Below are 22,334 nucleotides of genomic sequence, written 5' to 3' on the forward strand. Positions count from 1 at the left end.
GGGACGCCTCCGGCGTGGGGCTGGGAAGTCTGTACGCCGGCCGCCCTGCGGTCGCCGGTCGGGCCTGGTCAGGCAGTGGTGAAGGCCGCCTCGGGGAAGTCCCGGTCGGGGCCGTCGGGCCGCCGGGAGAAGTCGTCCGGTTCCCCGGCGGGGTGGCGAGACGCCGTTTGGGCTGCGCTCCGCGCCGTCGGCCATGTGCCGAGCGGCCGTCGCCGATCTGGTCCGGTCGGTTCCGGAGTCACATGAGCGGGGTGTGGCCGTTCACGACTCCCCCTCGACCGGTGCCGTCTGGCTGCGGGCGGTCATGGTGCTCGCCAGGGCGACGGCGGCGAAGGCGAGCAGGGCCAGGATCGCGAGGCGGGCGCCGGTGTCCTGGCCGCCGAGATGGAGGGCGAGGGTGACGGCGGCGACGCCGGTGGCGGTGCCGAGGCCGCGGGTCATGTTGACCATGCCGCCGCCCGTGCCGGCCGAGCGGCTCGGGACAGCCTTCATGACGAGGGTGTTGTTCGCAGGCAGGAAGACCCCAAGCGCGAGGCCGAGCAGAGCGAGCGGGTAGGGCAGGACCGCCGCGTGCTGTGGTACGGCGGCGAGCAGCGCCAAGGCGGCGATGCAGCCTGCCGCGCCGTAGCGGCTGCGCCTCTGGTCGTCCCAGGCGTGGGGCAGGAGGCGGTCGGCGGTGGTCGCGGCGAGGGCGAAGCCGACCGGCAGCGCGGTGAGCACCAGGCCGGCTGTCAGGGGTGAACCGCCGTGGCGGTCGAGTTCGACGGGCACCAGCACCAGGGGGCCGAAGAGGACGAGGTAGCCGCACAGCCCGGCCAGCAGTCCGGGGCCGATGGGACCCCGGCGCAGCAGGGTCAGGTCCAGGAGTGGGTGGTCGAGGCCGCGTTGGCGGCGCAGGAACGCCCACGCGGCGAGTGCGGCGCCGACGCCGAGGGCGGCAGCGGTCCAGGGGGGCAGGCCGAGTCCGGAGAGGACGGACAGGGCGAGGAGGGCCAGGGTGGTGGCGGCGGCGAGCAGGTGGACGCTGGGCAGGTCGAGGCGGGAGGTGGTGGCCCGGTCGCGGGTACAGGGCAGGAGGTAGTACCCGGCGGCGAGGGCGAGGATGCCGACCGGGACGTTGACGCCGAAGACCCAGCGCCAGCCGGCGGTGGCGACGAGGGCTCCGCCGACGGTGGGGCCGAGGGCGAGTCCGATGGCCTGTCCGGCGGCCTGGATGCCGAGGGCGGTGCGCATCCTGCCGGGTGGTGCGCTGGTGGCGACCAGCGCGACGCTGTTGGCCTGCATGAGGGCGGCGCCGACCGCCTGGAGTACGCGGAAGGCGACGAGCGCGGTCAGGGTGGGGGCGAGGCCGCAGGCGGCGGACGCGGCGGTGAAGACGGCGAAGCCGTACAGGTACATGAGCTTGCGGCCGTGGACATCGGACATGCGCCCGGCGGGCACCAGCAGGGCCACGAGAGTCAGCAGGTAGGAGAGGGACACCCACTGGACACCGGCCAGGCCGGTGTGGAACTCGGCGCCGATCGGCCGGTAGGTGAGGGTGACGATGCTCGCGTCGAGCTGGCCCATGAAGGCACCGAAGCAGACGGTGGCGACCGCGAGGCGCCAGGCGCCGGGGTGGTCGCGTATCACGCCGGGTCTGGGCCGCTCGGTGGTGAGCAGCGCCCGTAGACGCGGGGTGGAGGACGCCGGGGTGCTGCGGTCGCGGACCGTCATGGCGGATACCTCGATCGGCTGGTCGGCGAACGGGCGGGGCCGCCGCCCGTGGGGTTGTGCTTCCAGCGGCGGCCCGAACCCAATATATCTGTCACCGATATGATCGGTAGAGGATGTACTCGATATCCGATCGATTGATCCCCCAGAACCCTCAGGCGAGTGGCGCCCGGAAGGGCCGGAAGGAGAAGCGGGCCGCCCAGCGGGCGGCGGCGAAGGCGGCGGCGATAGTGAGCAGCCCGGCGACGGCGTCGGCCTCGAAGTGGTTGGCCGTGGACAGGATCACGACGAGCGTGGCGACCGGGTAGCAGACCGCCGCCGTACGCACGGCCCGGCTGCGGGCGTACCGGTACAGGACGACGGCGCACCAGGTGGACCAGACGATGTGCACGGAGGGCATGGCGGCGTACTGGTTGGAGACGGTGTCGACGGAGCTGGAAGCCCAGGAGCCCCAGGTGTGGTGGACGACCACGGTGTCGATGAAGCCCTCCCCGGCGAGGAAGCGCGGCGGGGCCAGGGCGTAGAGGTAGAAGCCGGCCAGGGCCGCCGCGGTCGCCGCGTACAGGGCCGTCCGGGCCTCGCGGAAGTGCTCGGGGCGGCGGGCGTAGAGCCAGAGCAGTGCGCCGATGGTGACGATGAAGTGCAGGGTCGCGTAGTAGTAGTTCATGCCGGTGATCAGCCACGTCACGTGGTCGGCGGCGTGGTTGACGGCGAGCTCGAAGCTCAGGTGCAGGCTGCGTTCGGCGTCCAGGATCTCCTGGGCGCGGCGCAGGGCCGCCGCGCGGTGGTCGGGTACGGCGTTGCGGCTGACGGTGTAGAGGGCGTATCCGGCGCCGGCGAGCAGGAGTTCGGCCCACCAGGCCGGGCGCGGGCGCCGTGTGGCCGGTACGGGGCGGTCGGCCGGGGCGGTGGTTTCGTGTATCGGGGCGGTGGGATGGGGCATCAGCTGGTGACCTCGGCCGGTTCGGCGGACTGGGGGGTGCGGTGGATGCGGTCGGCCGGGGGTTGCCGGTGGCGGGTGGCGACGAGGCAGGCGAGCGCGAGGGCGAAGCCGATCAGGGCGGTCCAGATGTTGAGGCGCAGGCCCAGGATGTGGTTGGCGTGGTCGTCGCGCAGGGCCTCGACCCAGGCGCGGCCCGCGGTGTAGGAGGCGGCGTAGAGGGCGAACAGGCGCCCCGAGTGCAGGTCGAAGCGGCGGTCGGCCCACAGCAGCAGGGCCACGCAGCCCAGGTCCCACAGCGACTCGTAGAGGAACGTCGGCTGGTAGAGGGCTATGTCCCGGGTCGCCGCGGGGCGGTGGGCGGGGTCGATGAGCAGGCCCCAGGGCAGGTTGGTCGGGTCGCCGAAGAGCTCCTGGTTGAAGTAGTTGCCCCAGCGGCCGATCGCCTGGGCGAGCACCAGGCCGGGGGCGAGAGCGTCGGCGTAGGCGGACAGGCGGACGCCGTGGCGGCGGCAGCCGATCCAGGCGCCGACGGCGCCGAGGGCGACCGCGCCCCAGATGCCGAGGCCGCCGTCCCAGATGTAGAGCGCGCGGATCGGCTGCCGGCCCGGTTCGAAGTACAGCTCGGGGTCGGTGATCACGTGGTAGAGGCGGCCGCCGACGATGCCGAACGGCACGGCCCACAGGGCGATGTCAGCGACGTGGTCCGGGTTGCCACCGAGGGCGGCCCAGCGGCGGCGGGTCAGCCACACCGCGGCCCCGATGCCGGTGATGATGCACAGCGCGTAGGCGCGGATCGGTATCGGTCCCAGGTGCCACACGCCCTGGGAAGGGCTGGGCAGGTACGCCAGATGCATGAGGCCGGTCCCCTCGCGGCCGGGCGCGGCGCAGGTCCTGCCGCGCGAGGGGCACCACAGTACATCGGGCACCGATTAGCTCGGTAACCGCAGTATCTCGCGGTCAGGAGCGTGCGGTCTGCGGACGCCACCGGCGGTGCAGTCGCGCCGCCGCCCGCGGAAGGAGGGAGACGGCCGCGCCCAGCAGGAGCGCGTACTGGAGCGGGATCTCGGTGGCGGCGAGGAATGTCAGCACCGTCGCCGCCCGCTCGTGGGGCCCGCGCCGCCAGGCGGCCCGGAGCTCGGGCAGGCGGGCGAGCGCGAGTTTCACGCCGACGACGACCAGCAGCGCCCCGATCACCGGCAGCGGGATCAGTCCGACCGCGCGGCCGCAGGAGGCGACCAGGACGGCCAGGGCGACGCCGGAGACGGCACCGGCCCAGCGGGTCCGGGCCCCGGCGGCCACGGCCACCCCCGTGCGTGAGAGCGAGCCGCCGACCGGCATCGCCTGGAAGAACGCCCCCGCCACGTTCGCCGCGGCCTGCGCCAGGACGTCCCGCGCGCCACCGGCCCGGTGCTCGCCACCGGTGCGGTCGTCGGAGATCCCGGCGGCCTGGGCCAGGGCCACCAGGGCCACCGCGCAGGAGCCCGGCGCCAGTTGGGCCAGCACACCGCAGTCGGGCAGCGACAGGTGCGGGAGCCCGGACGGCAGGGCGCCGAGCGATGCGGCCAGCGGAACCGGCGCCGACCAGGCCCGCACCCCCGCGCTCCCGACCACCAGCGCGATCAGCACCGCGTGCGGCCGCGCACGGTGCCAGTGGTGAGCCAGCCACCACACCGCGACGGTCGCCGCCGCCGTCCACGTCGCCGCCGACGACCACCCGCCCGGGTGCGCCGCCCACCCGCCAATCCGCAGCAGCTGGTTGTGATGCCCGGCCCGGAAGCCGGTGGCGTCCGCCAGGGCGCCCGCGACGATCTGCACGGCGATGCCCACCGCGAACGCCGCCATCGCCCCACCGCAGACCAGCCGCAGCGCCGACCCCAGCCGCAGCAGGGCGAAGACGGCCATCGCCACGCCGACCAGCAGCGCCAGCGCGGCCACGTTCGCCCCGTCCGCGGGATCCAGGTGCGCCTGGGCGAGCACTTCCTGCGAGGTCAGCGCGATCGCGCTGGTCAGCGTGGTCACCATCAGCACCGAGCGGCACAACAGCGCACCGACGACCGCGGGAACCACGCCGGCGTACAGGCCCGCCGCCGGATCGAACCCGGCGATCGCCGCGTACGCCATGCCCTCCGGCACGCTGAACAACGCCACGATCAGACCCGCGCGCACCTCACCCGCCCACACCCCGGCCGGTTTCCACTCCGGCCCACGTCCGGCCCCGGCCTGACGGGGCAGCAGACGCGCCTGCGGGGCGGACCGGTCCGTTCCGGCCTCGTTCACCTGATCCACACGGTCCTCCCGGACGGGCGGGTACGGCGCATCCCGCCCCCGAAACGCCGCGTACGTACAGTCACCTGAACGCCCAGGGTGCTCGCCCGCACCGCCCGAACGGCCGACACGACACCGCCATGTCCACCGTTCGGGTGCTCCTTCCCGACAAGCGCCGCCGGAGGAGGCCACGTGCCGTAAGGCGCTGCCGGGACCGGAGCGGGCGCATGGCGGACCGCGACCAGGTCGCGGCATGGTTAGGTTGGCACCATGGCCAGCCCGACCGCCGACACCAGCGCCCGCCCCGACCTCGAACGGCCGGGCCCCGACGCGCGCCTGCTCACCGACGCCATAACGGGACTGCGCCGGGCCCTGCGCGCCTCGATCCGTTCCGACTACCCCTGGGAGACCCTCCCGATCGCCCAGGTCGAGATCCTCCAGTCCCTCGCCGAGTCCCAGCCCGCCCAGGCCGGCCAGCTCGCCGAACGACTGCGCCTGGCCCCCAACACCGTCTCCGGGCTCGTCAGCCGCCTGATGGCCGCAGGCCTGGTCGACCGCGGCACCGACAGCCGCGACCGGCGCCGCGCCGCCGTCCAGCTCACCGAACAGGGCGCCGAACGCCTCGCCGCCTGGCAACGAGCCCACGAACAACGCATCGGCACCGCCCTCGACGCCCTCGAACCCGACGAACGGGCCGCCCTCGGCGCCGCCCTGCCCGCCATGGTCTCCCTCGTACGCCAGCTCCACCACCAGCTCGCCGCCACCGAAAGCCCGTCGCCGGACAGCTGACCGCAGGCCCGCCGCCCGACGAGCAGCCCGGAGAGACCAGCAAGGGCCTGTCCACGCCGCCGCGCGTCCGCGATGATGGCCCCCGTGCGAAGCATCGGGATCGACCTCGCGGCAAGCCCCGCCACCACGGCCCTCGCCGTGATCCACTGGAACGGTGACAGCGCCAGCGTCGACCCGCCACGACTGCGCTGCACCGACGACGACCTGCTCACCCACCTCACCGGCCTGCACCCGGCGAGCGCGCCGGAGTCGACTGCCCCTTCGGCTGGCCGATCCCCTTCATCCAGGCGATCACCGCCCACGCCCACCACGAACCCTGGCCCGGACGCGGCACCACCAGCACCGGACACCGCCCCGCGCTGCGCCACCGCCGCACCGACATCGTCGTACGGCAAGCCCTCGCCCCGCGTCTGCAGCCGCTGTCCGTGTCCTTCGACAAGCTCGGTGCCACGGCCGCGCGCTGGGCGCACCTGGCCGACGAACTCGCCCACCGCGGCCACCCCGTGGAGCGCACCGGGACGGGCCCCGTCGTCGAGGTCTACCCCAAGGCCGCCCGCCTGCGGTGGCAGCTCGGCGCCGAGCGTTCCATGGACGAACTGCTGCAGGCGGCACCCTTCCTGCGCTGCGCACCGCAGGTCCAGGAGGCGTACGAGCGCGACGAGCACGCCTTCGACGCCCTCATCGCAGCCCTCGTCGCCCGGGCCTGCGCCAAGGGCCTGACCGGCCTGCCCACTGCCGAAGACGGTCCGGCCGCCGCCGTCGAAGGCTGGATCCACCTGCCCGAGGAGGGCACCCTGCACAGCCTCGCGCAGGGACGGTGATCCCTGCGGGCATCGCTTTCGGTGGGACCGGCACACGGCGGCCAGGAGGAGAAGAATCGCCGTCATGTTCACCACTGACCGACTGACGATTCGCCAGTGGTAGTACGGAGACCGCGAACGGGCCTTCGACATCTACTCCCGCTGGGAAGTCGCGCGGTGGCTGGGGAACGCGCCCCGCGTGCTGGAGACCCCGGCACAAGCCGAGGCTGCGATCGAACGCCTCCGCTCCCACGGGGCCGACCCGCGCTTCGGAGTCTGGGCCGCGGAGCGGAAGGACACCGGCGTGATCGCGGGCACGGCCATGCTGGTGCCGATCCCGAACGGGGGCGGCGAGGTCGAGGTCGGCTGGTACTTCCACCCGGACAGCCGGGGGAACGGCTTCGCCAGCGAGGCCGTGCAGGACACCGTGGCCAAGGGCTTCACCGACGGCTGGCCGAGATCCACGCGGTGGTCCGGCCCGACAGCCAGCCCTCTCTCGCCGTCTGCCGTCGACTCGGGATGGCCTTCCTGAGGCGTACCACCCGCTGGTACGGCGTGGAGCTGGAAGCGTTCCACCTCACCTCCTGACGCAGGGCCGGCCGAGGAGCGGCCACGCGGTGCTCCTCGGCGGGTCGGACCGGCAGGGGACGGCCTCCCGCCACCGTGGCATGACAGCCCGGCACCCGTCACGCCCTTCCCCGTCGGCGGTCCTCGCCGAACCACCACCCGCCAACGCGCCCTTCCCGGTGAAGCCGGTGCCGACGACCAGGGCCGGGTCGGCCACGCCCGAGGCATCCCGCATCCCGCTTTGTCGAAGACGCGACAAAATTCGCCTTACGGTCACATTTGGGTCAAGTGGCCATCTCCTTAAGGGCGATGGGGAAACACTGACCGCCATGCATCCCTCACCCGGACCCTCGCCCGCAGGCCGTCGTGGCGCCGGCCGACCGGCAGCCGTCCTCCTCGCGCTGGCCTCGCTCACCGCCTGCTCCGGGCACGACACCACGGTGCCCGCCCCCGCTTCGAACACCACCGCGACGGCCGCCGCCACCGCGCCTGCCGCCGGCGACAGCGCACTGACCGAGGCCACCCTGACGGCAGGGCCCGACGCCACCACGGAGCAACTGCAGCAGAGCGCTACACAACTCCAGGCGAGGGCGCACGACATGGGACTGGCAGGACTCAAGACCCGGATCGACGGCAGCACCATTTCGGTGACCGCCCCCGGCAACGTACGCGACAAAATCGCCGCCCTTGCCCGGCCCGGACTGCTGCGCCTGCGCCCGGTCCTCGCCCTGGCTCCCTGCGTGAAGGGCCTTCCCGCACCGGGTTCACCCGCCGCCGGGGTAGCGTTCAAGGATGCTCTGCGCGCCCCGGCCACAGAGCCGACGGCCACGGGAACGGTACCGGCGCCGGCCGCCCCGGGCGACCTGTCGGCCGCCCTCACCCAGGGCGCGGTGCCGCCCGAGTTCGCGGCGCAATGGGCGAGGCTGGACTGCTCCAATCCGGGCAGCCGTCTGGACTACCAGCACGCCGCCACCGCGCCCGCGATCGCCTGCAGCACCGACGCCGACCGCGATACCTGGTACAAGTTCCTGTTGGGCCCCGTCGGAGTCGACGGCGCCGACATCACTGACGCGAAAGCCGCCTTCGACGACCAGCAGGGCGCCGGCTGGCAGGTGCAGCTTTCCTTCGACGCCGCCGGCGCCAAAGCCTTCGCCGACGTCACCGGCCGGCTCGCCACCCAGCCCGACCCCACCAACCAGTTCGCGATCGTGGTGGACGGCTCGGTCCTCTCCCACCCCTACGTCCGCAGCGCCATCCCCGGCGGCAGCGCGGTCATCAGCGGCTCCTTCACCCGTGAACAGGCCGAACAGCTGGCCTCGGCCCTGACCCACCGCTTCCCCGTGGAGCTGAAGGTGTCGGACGTCACCACGGTGCCGAGCGGCGGCACAACACCATAGAGCTGCCCAGTACTTCGGCTCGTCTGCATCGCTCCGCGCCGATCAGCGGATCACCCGTGCCACGGAGTCGGTTGTGGCCTCCCGGCCCGTCCTGGTTCACGCGCGGTTCACCTGGCGCCGGAAAGGGTGTTCACCTCGCAGGCCCTAGGTTTCCGGATGCACCGGCGAGCGGCTACGCCGAGCTGTCGTACGCCCAGATCAACCACCTCAAGTCCGCCACCATCACCACCGGCGCCTCCAAGCCCGTCGAGGCCACCGCCGCCACCACCCTGGGCGCCTCCACCGTCGTCGGCACCGGAGGAGACCTCGCCCTCCAGCTCGACTACGGCACCAAGGCCGAGAACGCCTACCCGATCGTCCTGGTCACCTACGAGATCGTCTGCGACAAGGGCAACAAGCCGGAGAACCTCGACAACGCCAAGGCGTTCCTGACCTACGCGGCCAGCGACGCCGCCCAGCAGGCCATCGCCGACAAGGGCTACGTCCCGATGCCCGCCGCCGTCAGCGGCAAGGTCAGGACCGCCGTCGCCGCCCTCGGCTGGCCGGCGCCACCGACCCAGGCCGCCGGCCACGGCCCGACACCGCGGCGGGCGGCCTGTTCCCGGTGGCCGCCGCGAGCGCCGTCCACCGGGCACCCAGTCAAAGTTCCACGCCAGCAGGACGCACACCTCCCCGGACCGCCGCGTATCTGCCGCGGCGCACGGTGGCCGACCCCTGCAGTCCGGCTGGGGATCCTGGGCGGCTGGAAAGGCTTCTCGCGGTGGCGGCGGTGCCGGTAAATTGCGCTCCGACCATCGACCAAAGGGAACGCCAGATGTCGGACCTAGATCAACTCCACAAGAAGGCCCAGAAGACGATCGGCGGAGCGCTGGAGCCCGGGGAGCGCCTGCTCGTCGCCCGCGCGGGCGAGAACAGCGCGCTTGTCGCGACCAATCGCCGAATCCTCATCTGCAAGTGGGGACTACAGACAGGGGCCATGTTCTCGACCCAACTCAACTCCTGGGACCTGCGGAACATCGCCGGCATCGAGACACGGAAGGGCATGACCACAGCGTCGATCGTTGTCCAGTCCGCGGGCACGGTCCCGGTGACGAAGTTCGGGCGCATGGACAAGGGTGCTGGATCGGTATGGGAAGCGCCGAACGCGCTGTTCATAAAGACGGTCAAGACCGACAAGCGAACCGCTGACGACATCGCCGCAGAGCTTCGGCGCCTGGTGGCTGACGCCCAAAGGGCGGGTGCCACTGCGCAGGCCACGCCAGTGGCCGCGCCTGACCCGGCCGACCAGATCCGAAAGCTTGCCGCGCTGCGGGATGAAGGCCTGCTCAGCGAGGAGGAATTCCAAGCCAAAAAGCGTCAGATCCTGGGCATTTAGTGCTCTGACCGGCGGGTCGTCAAGACCTCCTCTCACGTGTCGGCGGCCGCCTTGGCGATGACGCCGTCGTGATCGCCGTCCGGCGCGGCGAACACGCGCCCCGCCCGGCCGTCCGACTGTGGCGCACACCCACGGACCGCCCTGCCGTCCCGCAGAGAAGCCCGTCGAGCCGGGGAACCCACGAGCACGCCTTCCGGCCGCGACCACGTCACTTCCTGCGAGCGGCCCACCGCCGCGCCCCACGCACGGGTCCGACAGTGGGACCGCCGGGTTCCTGGCCCGGCACACCCGTATAGCGTCAGCAGGCTGAGTGCGCTGCGGCGGCTGGGGCCGCTGTTACCAGCGGGCGCAGCCGCCCCTTGGCCAGGCCGTTGACGACCGGGGTCGCGAAGCGGCGAAGGGCCAGGCTCGTCGCATAGGCGACGGGCAGGGCGATGACGGCGGCGCCGAGCACGTCGTGGGGGTAGTGGGCGCCGACGTAGACCCGGGTGAACGCTTCCACGACGGCGAAGACGGCGGCGATGGCGCTCAGCCGCCTGTCCAGCAGGAACAGCGCGGCGACGGTGGCTGCGGCGGTGGTGGTGTGGCCGCTGGGGAAGGCGTAGTCGCCCGGCGCGGGGCAGGCCTCGACGACGTAGGCGTGCGGCATGGACTGGCAGGGGCGGGCCTCGGCGACGATCTTCTTGATCACTTCGGCGACCGCGAACGCGGCGACGACGGACACCGGGACGGCCAGCGCGAGGGCCATGGCGGTGGTGTCCCGGCGGCGGGCGTTCCACCACCCGATGAGCATCAGTACCGCGAACACGCCGAGGCCGAGGTTGGTCCAGGCCTCGACGGGCTGGTTCAGCCAGGGGGTGTCCTTGGCGACGCCGGTGACGGAGGTGAACAGCGAGCCGTCGATGCCGGAGCCGTCGAACGCGAGGGGGAGCACAGAGGGGGATGTCATCAGGCGCGGTCTCTCAGGGTCGGGGGGAGGGGTGCCGCGACCGCCCCAACGGCCGGTTGGACCGGCCGCCGGGGTCATGCGGCGGTGCGCAATGCCGGCCGGCCACCGACCCCTTTCCCGTCTGGATCGAACTGACGCAACAGCGGAATGCAGGTGAATGCCCGGCGACCGAAGAGCAAAACTACTACATGCTGTAGAGGTCGGCGGGGCGGGCCGACGGCGTGCCGGCGGTCCGTCCGGGCATCGCCCCCAGCCTGGCTCTACAGGCTGTAGTAGCTTTGGGCCGTGCAGGGCGATCGCCGAGGAGTCTCGGACGCCCGAACCGCCGGACAGCCGCCGTTGCGGACCCAGAACGCTTTGGAGTGACCGCTGTGACCCATCCGGATCCGTCGCCTCCCGGCATAGCCGCGCTCCCGCCGCGGGCCGCCGGCCGCAGGGCCCGCACCAGTGGCCGGCGCCCGGCCGGCGAGCGCGCCCCGGTCCTCGCCGTCCTCACCCGGGCCGGCGAGCTCCTCGTCTTCGTCCTCGTCCTCGTCGTGCCCTGTCTCCTGGCCGCCGGAGTCGCCACGGGGCTCGTCCTGTGGCTCTTGACGGGCTGACGAGCAGCCACCGGCCGGGAATTCCCGGCTCGTGGCGGCGAAAGCTCCCGGCGAAGCCCTCCGGGGCCTGCTGGGGGCGGGGATACTGGTGTCGGGTGCCGCCGCGACGGGTTCCACGAAACCCTCGTTCCGCGGCGCGACGCGGCGCCGACCGGTGCGGTGGCGAGGAACGGAAGAGGCGCTGACACGATGACCAGGGGCGGGAACGGATCTGCCGAGGGCGGGCGGCGCGCGGCCGGAGAGTTGGAGTCGCAGGTGCTCGCCGTGCTCTGGGCGGCGGACGGCCCGGTGACCGCCGCGCAGGTACTCGACCGCCTGCCCGATGGCCTCGCCTACACCACGGTGCTGACCATCCTCTCCCGCCTGGCGGCCAAGGGGCTGGTGCGGCGCGAACGCGCCGGCCGCGGGTACGCCTTCGAACCGGTCCGGGACGAGGCCGAGCACACCGCGGCCGGCATGCACGCACTCCTGGAACGCGGCAGCGACCGCCTCGCCGTACTCGCCCGGTTCGTCGACACCCTCTCCCGGGAGGACGAGCGCTCGCTCCAGGAACTGCTGCGTCGGCACGAGACGTCCCGAGACCTGTGAGCGTCGATGTGTACGTACCGCTGCTGACCAGCGTGCTGCTGGCCGCCCTCGGTCCGCGGTTGTCGCGACGGCTGTCGCCGAAGGTCGCGGCGTGGGCGCTGCTGTCGGGGGCGGTGGTGTCGGCCGTGTGCTGGGCCGGGTCCCTCGCCCTGCTGGCTTCCACCGGCATCGGGCAGATCCGCCTGGTCGCCACGATCGGCCAGTGGTCGCGCCGGGCACTGCGCGCGCAGGCCCCGGTGAGCGGGCCAGGCGATCGGCCTGCCCCCGAGCGGCAGCGTACGCGGCGTCTCACCGGCAGGGCGGACGTCCCTCCTCGCGAGGTGCTGCGGCGCGACCGCTCGGCAGCGGGCACCGGAGACCCGCGCCCGGGGCCTGGGCGGCAGACGACGGCGATCGCGCTGATCACGGCTCTGATCGTCCTCATGGTGGCGATTCCCCTGCTCGGCTCGGTCCTGGGCCGGCCGGCGCACCGTCACGGACCAGTGCACCGCGTGCACATCCTGCGCCAGTGCTGCGACAACCGGGGCCGTTGCCGGACGGCTCGCCGACGCCGGCACGTCTGTCCTCCCGCCCGGCGCCGAAACGGCACACCCCACTGAGGCTCGCGGCGTCACCGCCGGGCCGTGGTCCCGGTGCCGGCCCCGGGCGCTTCCACCACCTCCCGGTGGTCTGCCGGGCGTTGAACGGATCGGTACACCCCTCTCCGCCGTGCCCTCGAAGGCCTCCACGACGTCCTGGTTCGCAACACGCGGCCCGTGCCCGGACCGGCCGCCCGGGCGCCGCCGACTCCGAGGCGGCCTGCTGTCTTCACCTCTGGCGCGTCACGATGCCCGCCGGGAGCGGAGGTTCGCTCCGGACAGCAGTCCGCCTCGGGCGGGGCGGACGCCCTGCCGCACCGGCCACGATCTTCTGCAGCAGGCTGTAGGAGAGGATCGGCAACAGCACCTCGGGGCGGTGGGAGAACCAGCCGGCCGCGAGTACCGCTGCCGCACTGCTGTTGTTCATCCCGGTGGCGAAGGTCAGGGAGATCCCGTCAGGCCGGTCGCACCCGGTCCATCGGGAGAGCCACCGGCCGCAGCAGAACGTGAGGCCGCACACCGCCCCGGCGATGCCGAGCGCCGCCACCACCAGGTCGGGATCCGGACGGGCGATCACCTGCCCCAAGGCGCCGGCGGCATTGGTGTAGCAGAGCAGCAGGATGTTCACCAGGTTGACGGCCTTGGCGGCGGGCAGCGCGCGGCGGATGCGCTCCTCGCCGAGCACGGCGCGCACGGCGATGCCCGTCAGGCACGGCAGGACCACCGACAGCAGCGCGAACACCCCCGCCCCGGTGCGGGCGACGGTGTCGACGGTGGTCGTGTCGTCCAGGACGCCGGCGCCGTGGGGAACGGTGAGCGGGCTGAGCAGCGTGGAGCCGATCACCATGGCGACGACCAGGGGGACGTTGCCGCCCGCGTTCTGCCCCCAGGACGCGGCACCACCGGCGATCGGCATCGCCAGCACCAGCAGGAGCCCCACCACCAGGCCCTCCGCCTCCGCGGGGTCGGGCCAGGTCCGCAGGCACAGCCCGACAACGGGCAGGAGGAGCAGGGGCAGCAGGGCGTTCGCCGCGATGCCGACCGCCAGGCGCAGAGGCCGGAAGGCCACGACGCGCAGATCGGGGATCCGCACCCCCAGCCCGGCGTTGAACAGCATCACCGCCAGCAGCACCATCGGCAGCGTCACCACGACCGAGCCCGCCGGAACCCGCAGCACCAGCCCTCGAAGAGCCTCGCCGGGGGCCGGGAAGGCGCCGGCCAGCGCGTAGCAGACCAGCATCAGCCCCAGCAGCCACCGCTGCGCCACCGCGATCACCCTTGTCACGCAAAGCAGCACATTGGGCACTCAGTGTTCCCATGGGTTCCCCGCGATGGCCTGGCTACGCACTCGGCTCGACCGTGCGGTGCGGCCCCGCCGACTGCCGCTCAGGGTTTCGGTCAGGGCGGACGCCCCTGGTGCTCCGAGGTACTCGTTCAGCCGGCGCCTTCTCGACGGCCGCGCCTGACGCCGTGGTCGCGAAGCGGGCCGACCTCCCAGCCGCTGGTGGCGCAGTGGTCGAGGAGGTGGGGCATGGCGCCGAGCGTGGACTGCCAGGCGGCGGGGACGGAGGTGGAGCCGCAGTCGTGCAGCAGGATCGTGCCGCCGCCGTGCAGGTCGGCCGTGACCGCGTGGTGGATCGATTCGGGCGTGGTGCGGGTGGTCCAGTCTTCGCCCCGGCTGGTCCACAGCACGGGAGTGAGGCCGAGTCGTCGAGCGGCGAGGTGGTCGCCGACGGTCATGATGCCGCTCGGGGGGCGGAACCAGCGCGGCGCGGTGCCGGTCAGATCGGCGATGGCGTCGCGGGTGCGGCGCAGGTCCCGGTGGGTGCCACGGGGGCCGCGCAACACCAGCGGACGGTGGCCCCAGCCGCGGACGGCGATCTCGTGGCCGGCGTCGGCGATCTCCCGGACCAGCGCGGGAGTCCTTTCCGCCATGGAGCCCAGCAGGAAGAACGTGGCGCGCACGTCGTATTTCTGGAGCAACGTCAGGAAGTACGGCGTGGAGACGGGATCGGGGCCCCCGTCGAAGGTGAGGGCGACGTGGTCGGGGCGGCCCTCCCCGGCAAGACGGGGCATCAGCCGGTTGCGCAGTGGCCCGTACGTGGAGATGGCCGGAGCCGCGTGCGTGGCGGTGGCGGCGGCAGCGACGGCGGCACCGATGCCCAGAATCGCTGGGGGATGCATGGGATGACCTCGGGAGGGAGTGGTGGGCGCGCCAGGGCGCGGCGGCCGGCGGGTGACGAGCCGGTGTTCGCGGTCATCGGGTGAACGACTCCGCCAGTCCGCTCCAGGTGCAGCGGTGGTGGGTCCGGCGTTCGACCGCCAGAAATTCTACAGCTTGTAGTAGATCGTCGTCCACAGGCCGGCTGCGGCCCGTCGGCCCACGACGGCCCGACGGCCCGGTGCACCGATCGACGCTCGCGCGGCAGCCCCTCGGAAGGGAGCGCGACGCCACTTCGCCGGCGGGTCGGATCGTAGACATCCCATCGGCTGCTGTTCATCCACCGGCAACCACACGTTGGCACTACCCGGCGGTACGCGCTGTCCGCGGGGTGAACAGTGTCCTGTCGGCGGGGACGGCCCCCGGCGTATCGCACTGAGGGAGTGTCATGGCACGCCTCACGATCGGCCGCTGGGGACGGCGGCTGATAACCGGGGTGGCGGTGATGACGGCCGCCGCCTCGCTCGCACCGGCCTCCGCCCAGGCCCACGACGGCCACCGGCCGGCCACGCCCAGGATCGGCCACGTGTGGACGATCATCCTGGAGAACAAGTCCTACGAGGCCACCTTCACCGGGCTGAACCAGAACAGCTACCTCTGGAAGACCCTGCCCCAGTACGGCGAGCTGCTGCGCCAGTACTACGGCACCGGCCACTACAGCCTGGACAACTACGTCAGCCTGGTCTCCGGCCAGGCCCCCACCCCGGACAACCAGAACGACTGCCCGCAGTACAAGGACGTCTCCCCCGGCACCCCCGCCGCCGACGGCCAGGTCAACGCCTCCTCGGGCTGCGTGTACCCGAGTTCGGTGTACACCCTGTTCAACCAGCTCGACGACAAGGGTCTGAACTGGAAGGCGTACATGCAGGAGATGGGCAACACGCCCGGCCGCGAGGACCCCTACCGCTGCGGCGTGCCCGGCGACCCGTCCGGCGCCGGCGTCCCGGACCCGGGGGGCGCGACCGCCCAGGACCAGTACGTGGCCAAGCACAACCCCACCGCCTGGTTCCACTCGCTCATCGACGACCCGCAGGAGTGCGCCAACGTCGCCCCGCTGGACGGCCGCCCCGCCACCGCGGGCCACCCGGCCCAGACCGGTCTGGCCGAGGACCTCAAGAGCGAGGACACCACCCCGGCGTTCTCCTGGATCACGCCCGACAACTGCTCCGACGCCCACGACGCCGTCTGCAAGGGAGACAACCTCTCCGGCGACCCGAACGACCACCAGGGCGGCCTGTACGCCTCGGACCTGTTCCTGGAGAAGATCGTCCCGCAGATCATGGCCTCGCCCGCCTTCCAGCACGACGGCATGATCCAGATCATCTTCGACGAGGCCTTCCCGCCCTACAAGATGTACGGCAACTCGGTCGCCGACTACACCGGAAACCAGAACCCGAAGCTCAACACCCCCACCGACACCGCCCAGTCGGTCGTCGCCTGCTGCAACGAGCTGCCCGGCCCGAACACCACCCAGCCCGGCTTCCAGGCCTTCGGCCAGGACACCACCCCCGGCGGCGGCATCACCGGCGCCGTCCTCATCTCCCGCTACATCAAGCCGGGTTCGATCAGCGACCAGCCCTACAACCACTACTCCTGGCTGCGCAGCATGGAAGACCTGTTCGGCGTCGACCAGGGAGGCACCGACGGCCAGGGCCACCTCGGCTACGCCGCCGCCGACGGACTGCGCCCCTTCGGTGCGGACGTCTACAACAACCCCTCCGGGCACGCGCTGGCCCCCGCTGCGTCGGGCAGTACCGTCTACCCGGCCACGGCCCGCGCCGACCAGCCCCAGACGCCGATCGTCAGCCCCGCCCCGAGCGGGCGGTGACCGGCCGGACCGCGTGAAGGACCGACAGCACCGATGAACCCCGCGAACACCGCGGCGCCCAGCCGGGCCGGCCACCGCCGGCCCGGCTCCCGGCGCCCCCGCGGAACGGAACCCCGAGACCGCGCGGCCACGGACGGCGCCGCGCCCGCATCACGATCACGGCGGGTGCGCCCGGTCCCGGCGGATCCACTGGCTGCCGGACAGGCGCAGAGACAGGTGGGCGAGGTCACGGCCCCGGGGGCGGGTTTCGGCTACGCCGACGACTCCGACCAGGCGATGCAGCCTCCGGAGCCGGCCCGGCCGTCACTGCCCGTTGGCGGCGGCTTCCCGTTCGCGGCGCTGCTGGTGCTCGGTGCGGATGCCGGACAGGACGGTGCAGGTCAGGCTGGCCGCGATGATGCCTTCGGCCCAGAAGAAGGCGACGTAGTCGATGAGCGATCCGATCGGGGGTGATCCGGGGGCGGCGTTGCGCATGCCGATCAGGGCGAAGATCGTCGCGGCCATCCAGCCGAGGGAGGGCCAGATGAGGCCTTCGCGCTTGCGGTAGAGCACTTCGGCGGCGCCGAGTACTGCCAGTGCGAGTGCCCACATCGCCGCGATCATGAACCAGGCCAGGATGAAGGTGCTGCGGGAGCGGGTGATCTTCGCGTCCAGGACCACCGTGCCGGTGGCGGCGGTGGTGGTTTCGGGGTGAAGGACGAAGAACGGGTCGGCGTCGGTGAAGACCAGGCCCACCGGCACGGTTGTGCCGCCACTAGTGGCGGTGAAGCTCGCCTCCGTGCGGTAGCGGTCGAAGGGGTAATCGGTGGCGGTGCCGCCGTAGGTCTCGGCGTGGAACACCTGCGGTGCCGCGGCTTCACCCTCGGCGGCTTTGATGGTCGCCTTGGCGGTGCCGGTGGCGGTGATCTCCGCAGGGCGGGCGAAGGCCTGGGAGTCGGGGCCGGCGGCGAGCCTGCCGTGCGGGATGGCGGCGACGTACAGCGCCAGCCGCTGCGCCGACGGATCCACGTCCTGGGCGGTGACCTCCAGCTCGATCCAGTCCCCGGAAGAGGGGATGCCCAGCTCGTACGCCTGCTCACGAGTGTTGCGCTCATTGAGGTACAGCCCGATACCGGACCCGCACAGGCCGATGATCAGTGCCAGCACGACGGCGAACCGCCAGCTTCGGCGACGAGGGGCACGGGGCGCTGTCTGCGGCTCGGCCGCGGGTTCGGTTGCGCCGACCTCGGGAGTGGTGACCTGCACGGTCGTCCTTCCTGCGGCGCTGGTTCGGGCATGCGGGGTCGCTGCCGCCCGGACGCGCGCCGGTGTTGCGATTGGGATGCCTCGGCCCGACGGGCCCCATCACCTGCCGGGCCGAGACGACTTACCAGGGGCGGCGCGCGGCGGCGCCGCACCCCGAGCTCCAAGTGCCCGCGGTCAGGACGCCTTTCCCGACTTGGCGGGTTCATCGGCCTTCGCGAGAGTGGCCGTGGCGACCGCCGGCGGGGTCGGCGCTGGCGTGCCCGCGTCCGGCTGCTCGACGGACGAGCCGTCCTCACGCATGGCTGCCGTCTCGGCCTTCAGGATGCGCATCGACTTCCCCAGCCCGCGGGCCATCTCGGGCAGCTTCCTGGAACCGAAGAGCAGCACCAGCACCGTCACCATCACCAGGACATGCCAGGGCTCCAGGCCATTGCGCAGCATCTCCGCACCACCGGATCTTTCGTGCTCGTTTCGATGCCGCGCCGCGGCGGCTCCTTCATGCCCCGTCCCCGATCCCAACCCGGCTCGACTGGCTTCTCAGTTGGTACAACGGTTCGGGCCGCGATCGCCGACGAGGACGGGCGGAGACTGCTCGCCGCCCGCTTGCAGGGTCAACCCGTACCGGCCCTCGCACCTCAGGGGTGGACACGAGGACCGGGGTCCGGATCCGGGCAGTGATCGCCGAGAGCGTCGGCGGCGGTAGTGGGATGCACAGCAGGAACCTGCATGCTCCGCAGCGCAGCCGACGGGAATCCTGCCCTTCTGCCAGCCCAACAGGGCTGAAACAGTAAAGCACATATTGAGCCTCCAGTGTTTCAATAGAGGCATTTAGCGGCGGCCCGAAGCTTGACCGACGCGGCAGCTGTGCCCACGCGCCCCTCTCCGTGCTCCGTCGGCACCTCGGCGATGGCCGGCCGAATGGCGGGGCCTCCAGATGGCGGGGCGGCTCTCGAATCGGCTTCGGCACTCGCGAAGGGACTGGACACCGTGCCCGTCACCGAATGGCGTACAGGTGGGGACCCGGGCGGATCGATGCCCATCGCTGCATACGACGGCGCACCCGCCCGGGCGTACTCGCGCCCAGCGGCCCGAGCGTGGTGCCACCGGTGGGCGGCACGGCGGGCGTGACGGGGCATTCACCGACATCCTCGTAGTCGGCCGGTGTCGGATCGCAGATCAGTGGAGAAGGCATGACGATGCTTCGCCGTCGCTTCCTCAAGAGCATGGGTCTGAGCCTGCCCGGCCTCTCCCTCCTCGCCTCGACGTCCGCCTGTGACAACGGCGGGGACGGCGGCCAGGAGAACAGTCCGCCCAGCTCTTCCAGGCACCGGAAGGTGATCGTCGTCGGCGCGGGCATCAGCGGTCTGGGCGCCGCCCGGTACCTGGCGGACAAGGGCCATGAGGTGTCGGTGCTCGAAGCGCGCGACCGGATCGGCGGGCGGGTCTGGACCAGTCGGCAATGGTCCGGGACGCCGCTGGACCTGGGGGCGTCGTGGATCCACGGCATCGACGGCAACCCGGTCACCGACCTTGCGAAGCAGGCCGGGGCGAAGACGGTGGTGACCGACCCCGCGAGCTCCACCGACTACGCCACCGACGGCCAGGAGATCGCGGGCCCCCAGGCCCAGTCACTGCAGCGGTGGCAGCAGGACACCGCGAAGGCGCTGTCGTCCTTCCAGAGCGACGACAACCAGGACGAGGCGGTGCGCGCCGTCGTCCAGAACGCGCTGGGGTGGTCGAGCCTTTCCGATTCCGACAAGGCCTTGATCTCGTACGCGCTGAACGACTACGAGCACGAGTACGCGGGCAGCGTCGACCAGATGTCCGGCCTGTACTTCGACGACGACGCCAAGATCAGCGGCAAGGACGTGCTGTTCCCCGACGGCTACGGCGCCGTCACCGATCACCTGGCCAAGGGCATGTCGGTCCGGACCGGGCAGGTCGTGAAGCAGATCGACTGGAACTCCGGCGGCGTGACGGTCACCACCGACAAGGGCACCGTCCAGGCCGACCACGTGGTGGTCACGCTGCCGCTGGGCGTCCTGCAGAGCGGGGCGGTCAAGTTCGGCCCCGGCCTGCCTGCCGACAAGCAGGCCGCGATCAGCAAGCTCGGCATGGGCGTGCTTGACAAGTGCTACCTGCGCTTCCCGAAGGCATTCTGGCCGGACACCGACTGGCTGACGCACATCCCCGACCTGAGCCACTACGGGCAGTGGGAGCAGTGGATCAACGTCGGCCGCCCCACCGGCCAGCCTGTGCTGCTCGGCTTCAACGCCGCCGACTTCGCCCGCACGACCGAGGACTGGAACGACAACCAGATCGTCGACAGCGCCATGACCACGCTGAAGACGATCTTCGGCAACGACATCCCCGCCCCGACCGAGTACCAGATCACCCGCTGGGCCTCCGACCCCTACGCGCTGGGCTCCTACTCCTTCAACAAGCTCGGCTCGACACCCGACATGCGCGACCAGCTGGCGGCCGCCGTCGACGGCCGGGTGCACTTCGCCGGGGAGGCGACCAACCGCCAGTCCTTCGCCACCGTCCACGGCGCCTACCTGTCGGGCATCCGCGCGGCCAAGGAGATCGCCGGCTGACACCTGTGCCCTTGCTGACTCCGACGGCGCACCGCTCCCGGACCGACGGTGCCGCTCGTGACTCTCCGTGATCACCGGCGCAGGGCAGTTGGCGACGCCAACCGGATGTGCCACCTGGCGATTCCGTGGAGATAATCACCCGGCTCGTTGCCCGTCGTCCGCCGGATCAAGGTGAGAAGTGCCACCGAACGTCACTGCCGTGACCGCAGCAGCCGCTCCGGCGGCACAGTTCCTCTCCCCCGCCCGGAACGTGAAGCTCGCGCCCCTGGTCGCGCTCATCTTCTTCAGCGTCTCCGGCGGGGCCTACGGCATCGAGGGCCTGTTCTCCGCCGCCGGTCCCGGTATCGGCCTGCTGCTGCTCCTGGTGACACCCCTCGTCTACAGCGTTCCGCACGCGATGGTCTGCGCCGAGCTCGGCACGGCGATCCCCGTCGACGGTGGCTACTACCACTGGGTGCGGCGCGGGCTGGGACGCTTCTGGGGTTTCCAGCAGGGCATGCTCAGCTGGCTGGGCGGCTTCGTGGACCTGGCCGTCTACCCGGTCCTGTTCACCGGCTACCTGCAGTCCATGGTCGACTGGGCCGCACCCGGCGAGCACGTGCTGTTCGCCGTGGGCCACTTCCGGTTCGACCTGCACTGGTTCGTCTGCCTCGCCGTCATCACCGCCTGCGTCCTGATCAACCTGACGGGCACGGCCAGGGTCGGCACCTCCGCCCTCGTGTTCGCAGTGGTCTGCCTCACTCCGCTGCTGCTGTTGAGCGTCGCCGGCTTCGCGCACCTGCTCGGCGACGGCGCCGGCCCCGTTTCGCAGCTGACCAGCCGCCCGGACCAGTCGATCGCAAGCGCCTTCGGCGCCGGGCTCTTCCTCGCCATGTGGAACTACAGCGGCTGGGACGACGTCTCGGCCTTCGCCGGTGAGATCGACAACCCGCGCAAGCACCTGCCGCGGGCACTCGCCCTCTCCGTCGTGGCCATCACCGCCGGCTACCTGCTGCCGGCAGTCGCCTCGCTCACGCTCGGGCCGGACGGGCCGGCCGGCTGGAAGAGCTGGCACAGCGGCTCCTTCTCGGCCGTGGCCGGCGCCCTGGCCGGCCCGTGGCTGCAGACCGCGGTGACGCTCGGCGGCATGCTCGCCTCGGCCGCGATGTTCTCCGTGCTCCTCACTTCCAGCGCCCGCGTGCCCTTCGTCCTGGCCCAGGACGGCTACTTCCCGAAATGGATGGCGAGAAGGACCGCCCGCCGCCAGGTTCCCGTCGCCTCCCTCATCGGCTCATCCGCGATCTACGCCCTGTTCTGCCTGAGTAGCTTCAGCAACCTGATCATCGTGGACGTCTTCCTCACCAACATCACGCTGCTGCTCGAAGTCGCCGCACTCATCGCGCTGCGCGTGCGCGAGCCGCACCTGGACCGTCCCTACCGCGTCCCCGGCGGGCCCGTCGGCCTTTCCCTCGTCGTTCTGAGCCTGACCGGCGTCTGCACCTGGGCCGCGTGGCAGCAGTACACGGAGAACGGCACCAAGGCGGTGACCTACTGCCTCATCGCCGTCGGCGCCTGCGCACTGCTGTACGCACCGATGGCCAAGCGCCGCCGCCGCATCGCGGGCGCCGAGGCGTAGCCCGGCGCAAGGACGCAGGCCAACCCCTCGGCCGACCAGCGTCCGCGCCGTGCGCGCATTATCCGCACTGGACCCGGGCGGCCCAGGAAGTACTGACGGCGATTGGCGCCCGCAAGAAGGCGTGACATCACGTGTCGGGGGGGGGGGGTTCCACGGCGCCCCCCCCCCCCCCCACCCCACACGGGGGGGGCCCCGCAAGGTGGGGGCGGTCCCCCCGGGAACCCCCGCCCGCGCCTTCACCCGCCCGTGGCCAGCAGCCCCCGCCTTT

Annotated in this window: 21 protein-coding genes; 12 read left to right on the top strand and 9 right to left on the bottom strand. The window is 72.2% G+C overall.

The annotated features are described in order from the left end of the window. Positions 1–261: 261 nt before the first annotated feature. From ACFV1W_RS23020 to ACFV1W_RS23035, 4 genes are all read right to left on the bottom strand, one after another. A complete protein-coding gene (locus tag ACFV1W_RS23020) occupies positions 262–1,713 on the bottom strand; it encodes an MFS transporter (protein ID WP_380419091.1) in 1,452 nt (483 codons plus the stop codon). A 151-nt stretch (positions 1,714–1,864) separates the two neighbouring features. After that, on the bottom strand, positions 1,865–2,653 hold the full coding sequence (locus ACFV1W_RS23025; RefSeq protein ID WP_380419092.1) for a phosphatase PAP2 family protein: 789 nt from the start codon (positions 2,651–2,653) through the stop codon (positions 1,865–1,867). Beyond that, positions 2,653–3,507 carry a prolipoprotein diacylglyceryl transferase gene (gene lgt / locus ACFV1W_RS23030; RefSeq protein ID WP_380419093.1) on the bottom strand — a complete coding sequence of 285 codons (855 nt, stop codon included), beginning with the start codon at positions 3,505–3,507 and terminating at the stop codon, positions 2,653–2,655. The genes ACFV1W_RS23025 and lgt overlap by 1 nt, the downstream gene beginning before the upstream one ends. Before the next feature lie 103 nt (positions 3,508–3,610). Continuing rightward, positions 3,611–4,939, bottom strand: a complete 1,329-nt coding sequence (locus ACFV1W_RS23035) for a SulP family inorganic anion transporter (RefSeq protein WP_380419094.1) — start codon at positions 4,937–4,939, stop codon at positions 3,611–3,613. Positions 4,940–5,188: 249 nt separating this feature from the next. Between ACFV1W_RS23035 and ACFV1W_RS23040 the strand changes: the two genes are divergently transcribed. The 6 genes from ACFV1W_RS23040 to ACFV1W_RS23065 all read left to right on the top strand — a co-directional run bounded on the left by ACFV1W_RS23040 (position 5,189) and on the right by ACFV1W_RS23065 (position 9,846). After that, on the top strand, positions 5,189–5,707 hold the full coding sequence (locus tag ACFV1W_RS23040; protein ID WP_380419095.1) for a MarR family winged helix-turn-helix transcriptional regulator: 519 nt from the start codon (positions 5,189–5,191) through the stop codon (positions 5,705–5,707). Positions 5,708–5,997: 290 nt separating this feature from the next. Beyond that, complete coding sequence (locus tag ACFV1W_RS23045; protein ID WP_380419128.1) at positions 5,998–6,528, top strand: DUF429 domain-containing protein; 531 nt, start codon at positions 5,998–6,000, stop codon at positions 6,526–6,528. A 160-nt stretch (positions 6,529–6,688) separates the two neighbouring features. Continuing rightward, the gene (locus ACFV1W_RS23050; RefSeq protein WP_380419129.1) at positions 6,689–7,039 is read left to right on the top strand and encodes a GNAT family N-acetyltransferase; all 351 of its coding nucleotides are present in this window, start codon (positions 6,689–6,691) and stop codon (positions 7,037–7,039) included. Between the two features lie 364 nt (positions 7,040–7,403). Beyond that, on the top strand, positions 7,404–8,471 hold the full coding sequence (locus tag ACFV1W_RS23055) for a hypothetical protein (protein WP_380419096.1): 1,068 nt from the start codon (positions 7,404–7,406) through the stop codon (positions 8,469–8,471). 71 nt (positions 8,472–8,542) lie between these two features. Next, on the top strand, positions 8,543–9,250 hold the full coding sequence (locus tag ACFV1W_RS23060) for a hypothetical protein (RefSeq protein ID WP_380419097.1): 708 nt from the start codon (positions 8,543–8,545) through the stop codon (positions 9,248–9,250). A gap of 35 nt (positions 9,251–9,285) precedes the next feature. Further along, positions 9,286–9,846, top strand: a complete 561-nt coding sequence (locus tag ACFV1W_RS23065; protein WP_380419098.1) for an SHOCT domain-containing protein — start codon at positions 9,286–9,288, stop codon at positions 9,844–9,846. 298 nt (positions 9,847–10,144) lie between these two features. Here the strand turns inward: ACFV1W_RS23065 and ACFV1W_RS23070 are convergent, their stop codons facing one another. Continuing rightward, entirely contained in the window at positions 10,145–10,795 is a 651-nt protein-coding gene (locus ACFV1W_RS23070; RefSeq protein WP_380419099.1) for a phosphatase PAP2 family protein, read from the bottom strand. A 371-nt stretch (positions 10,796–11,166) separates the two neighbouring features. On the opposite strand from ACFV1W_RS23070, the gene ACFV1W_RS23075 reads away from it, so the two are divergent. The 3 genes from ACFV1W_RS23075 to ACFV1W_RS23085 all read left to right on the top strand — a co-directional run bounded on the left by ACFV1W_RS23075 (position 11,167) and on the right by ACFV1W_RS23085 (position 12,581). Then, a complete protein-coding gene (locus ACFV1W_RS23075) occupies positions 11,167–11,394 on the top strand; it encodes a hypothetical protein (protein ID WP_380419100.1) in 228 nt (75 codons plus the stop codon). Between the two features lie 189 nt (positions 11,395–11,583). Then, complete coding sequence (locus tag ACFV1W_RS23080; protein WP_380419101.1) at positions 11,584–11,982, top strand: BlaI/MecI/CopY family transcriptional regulator; 399 nt, start codon at positions 11,584–11,586, stop codon at positions 11,980–11,982. Continuing rightward, the gene (locus ACFV1W_RS23085; RefSeq protein ID WP_380419102.1) at positions 11,979–12,581 is read left to right on the top strand and encodes a hypothetical protein; all 603 of its coding nucleotides are present in this window, start codon (positions 11,979–11,981) and stop codon (positions 12,579–12,581) included. Before ACFV1W_RS23080 ends, ACFV1W_RS23085 begins: the two co-directional genes overlap by 4 nt. Before the next feature lie 208 nt (positions 12,582–12,789). On the opposite strand, the gene ACFV1W_RS23090 is transcribed toward ACFV1W_RS23085, so the two are convergent. Next, on the bottom strand, positions 12,790–13,845 hold the full coding sequence (locus ACFV1W_RS23090) for a bile acid:sodium symporter family protein (protein WP_380419103.1): 1,056 nt from the start codon (positions 13,843–13,845) through the stop codon (positions 12,790–12,792). Positions 13,846–13,994: 149 nt separating this feature from the next. Further along, a complete protein-coding gene (locus tag ACFV1W_RS23095; RefSeq protein WP_380419104.1) occupies positions 13,995–14,744 on the bottom strand; it encodes a polysaccharide deacetylase family protein in 750 nt (249 codons plus the stop codon). Positions 14,745–15,169: 425 nt separating this feature from the next. Here ACFV1W_RS23095 and ACFV1W_RS23100 point away from each other — a divergent pair, with 425 nt between their 5' ends. Continuing rightward, positions 15,170–16,609, top strand: coding sequence for an alkaline phosphatase family protein (locus tag ACFV1W_RS23100; protein WP_380419105.1), 1,440 nt, complete (start codon positions 15,170–15,172; stop codon positions 16,607–16,609). Positions 16,610–16,912: 303 nt separating this feature from the next. Here the strand turns inward: ACFV1W_RS23100 and ACFV1W_RS23105 are convergent, their stop codons facing one another. Next, a complete protein-coding gene (locus tag ACFV1W_RS23105) occupies positions 16,913–17,854 on the bottom strand; it encodes a DUF4436 family protein (RefSeq protein WP_380419106.1) in 942 nt (313 codons plus the stop codon). A gap of 174 nt (positions 17,855–18,028) precedes the next feature. Continuing rightward, positions 18,029–18,295, bottom strand: coding sequence for a Sec-independent protein translocase subunit TatA (tatA, locus tag ACFV1W_RS23110; RefSeq protein WP_380419107.1), 267 nt, complete (start codon positions 18,293–18,295; stop codon positions 18,029–18,031). 749 nt (positions 18,296–19,044) lie between these two features. Between tatA and ACFV1W_RS23115 the strand changes: the two genes are divergently transcribed. After that, positions 19,045–20,451 (top strand): flavin monoamine oxidase family protein, encoded by a 1,407-nt coding sequence (locus tag ACFV1W_RS23115; RefSeq protein WP_380419108.1) that lies wholly within the window; start codon positions 19,045–19,047, stop codon positions 20,449–20,451. Positions 20,452–20,650: 199 nt separating this feature from the next. Further along, positions 20,651–22,066, top strand: a complete 1,416-nt coding sequence (locus ACFV1W_RS23120) for an APC family permease (protein ID WP_380419109.1) — start codon at positions 20,651–20,653, stop codon at positions 22,064–22,066. Positions 22,067–22,334 lie beyond the last annotated feature (268 nt).

Source organism: Kitasatospora sp. NPDC059648 (assembly GCF_042734825.1).
Taxonomy (GTDB): Bacteria; Actinomycetota; Actinomycetes; order Streptomycetales; family Streptomycetaceae; genus Kitasatospora.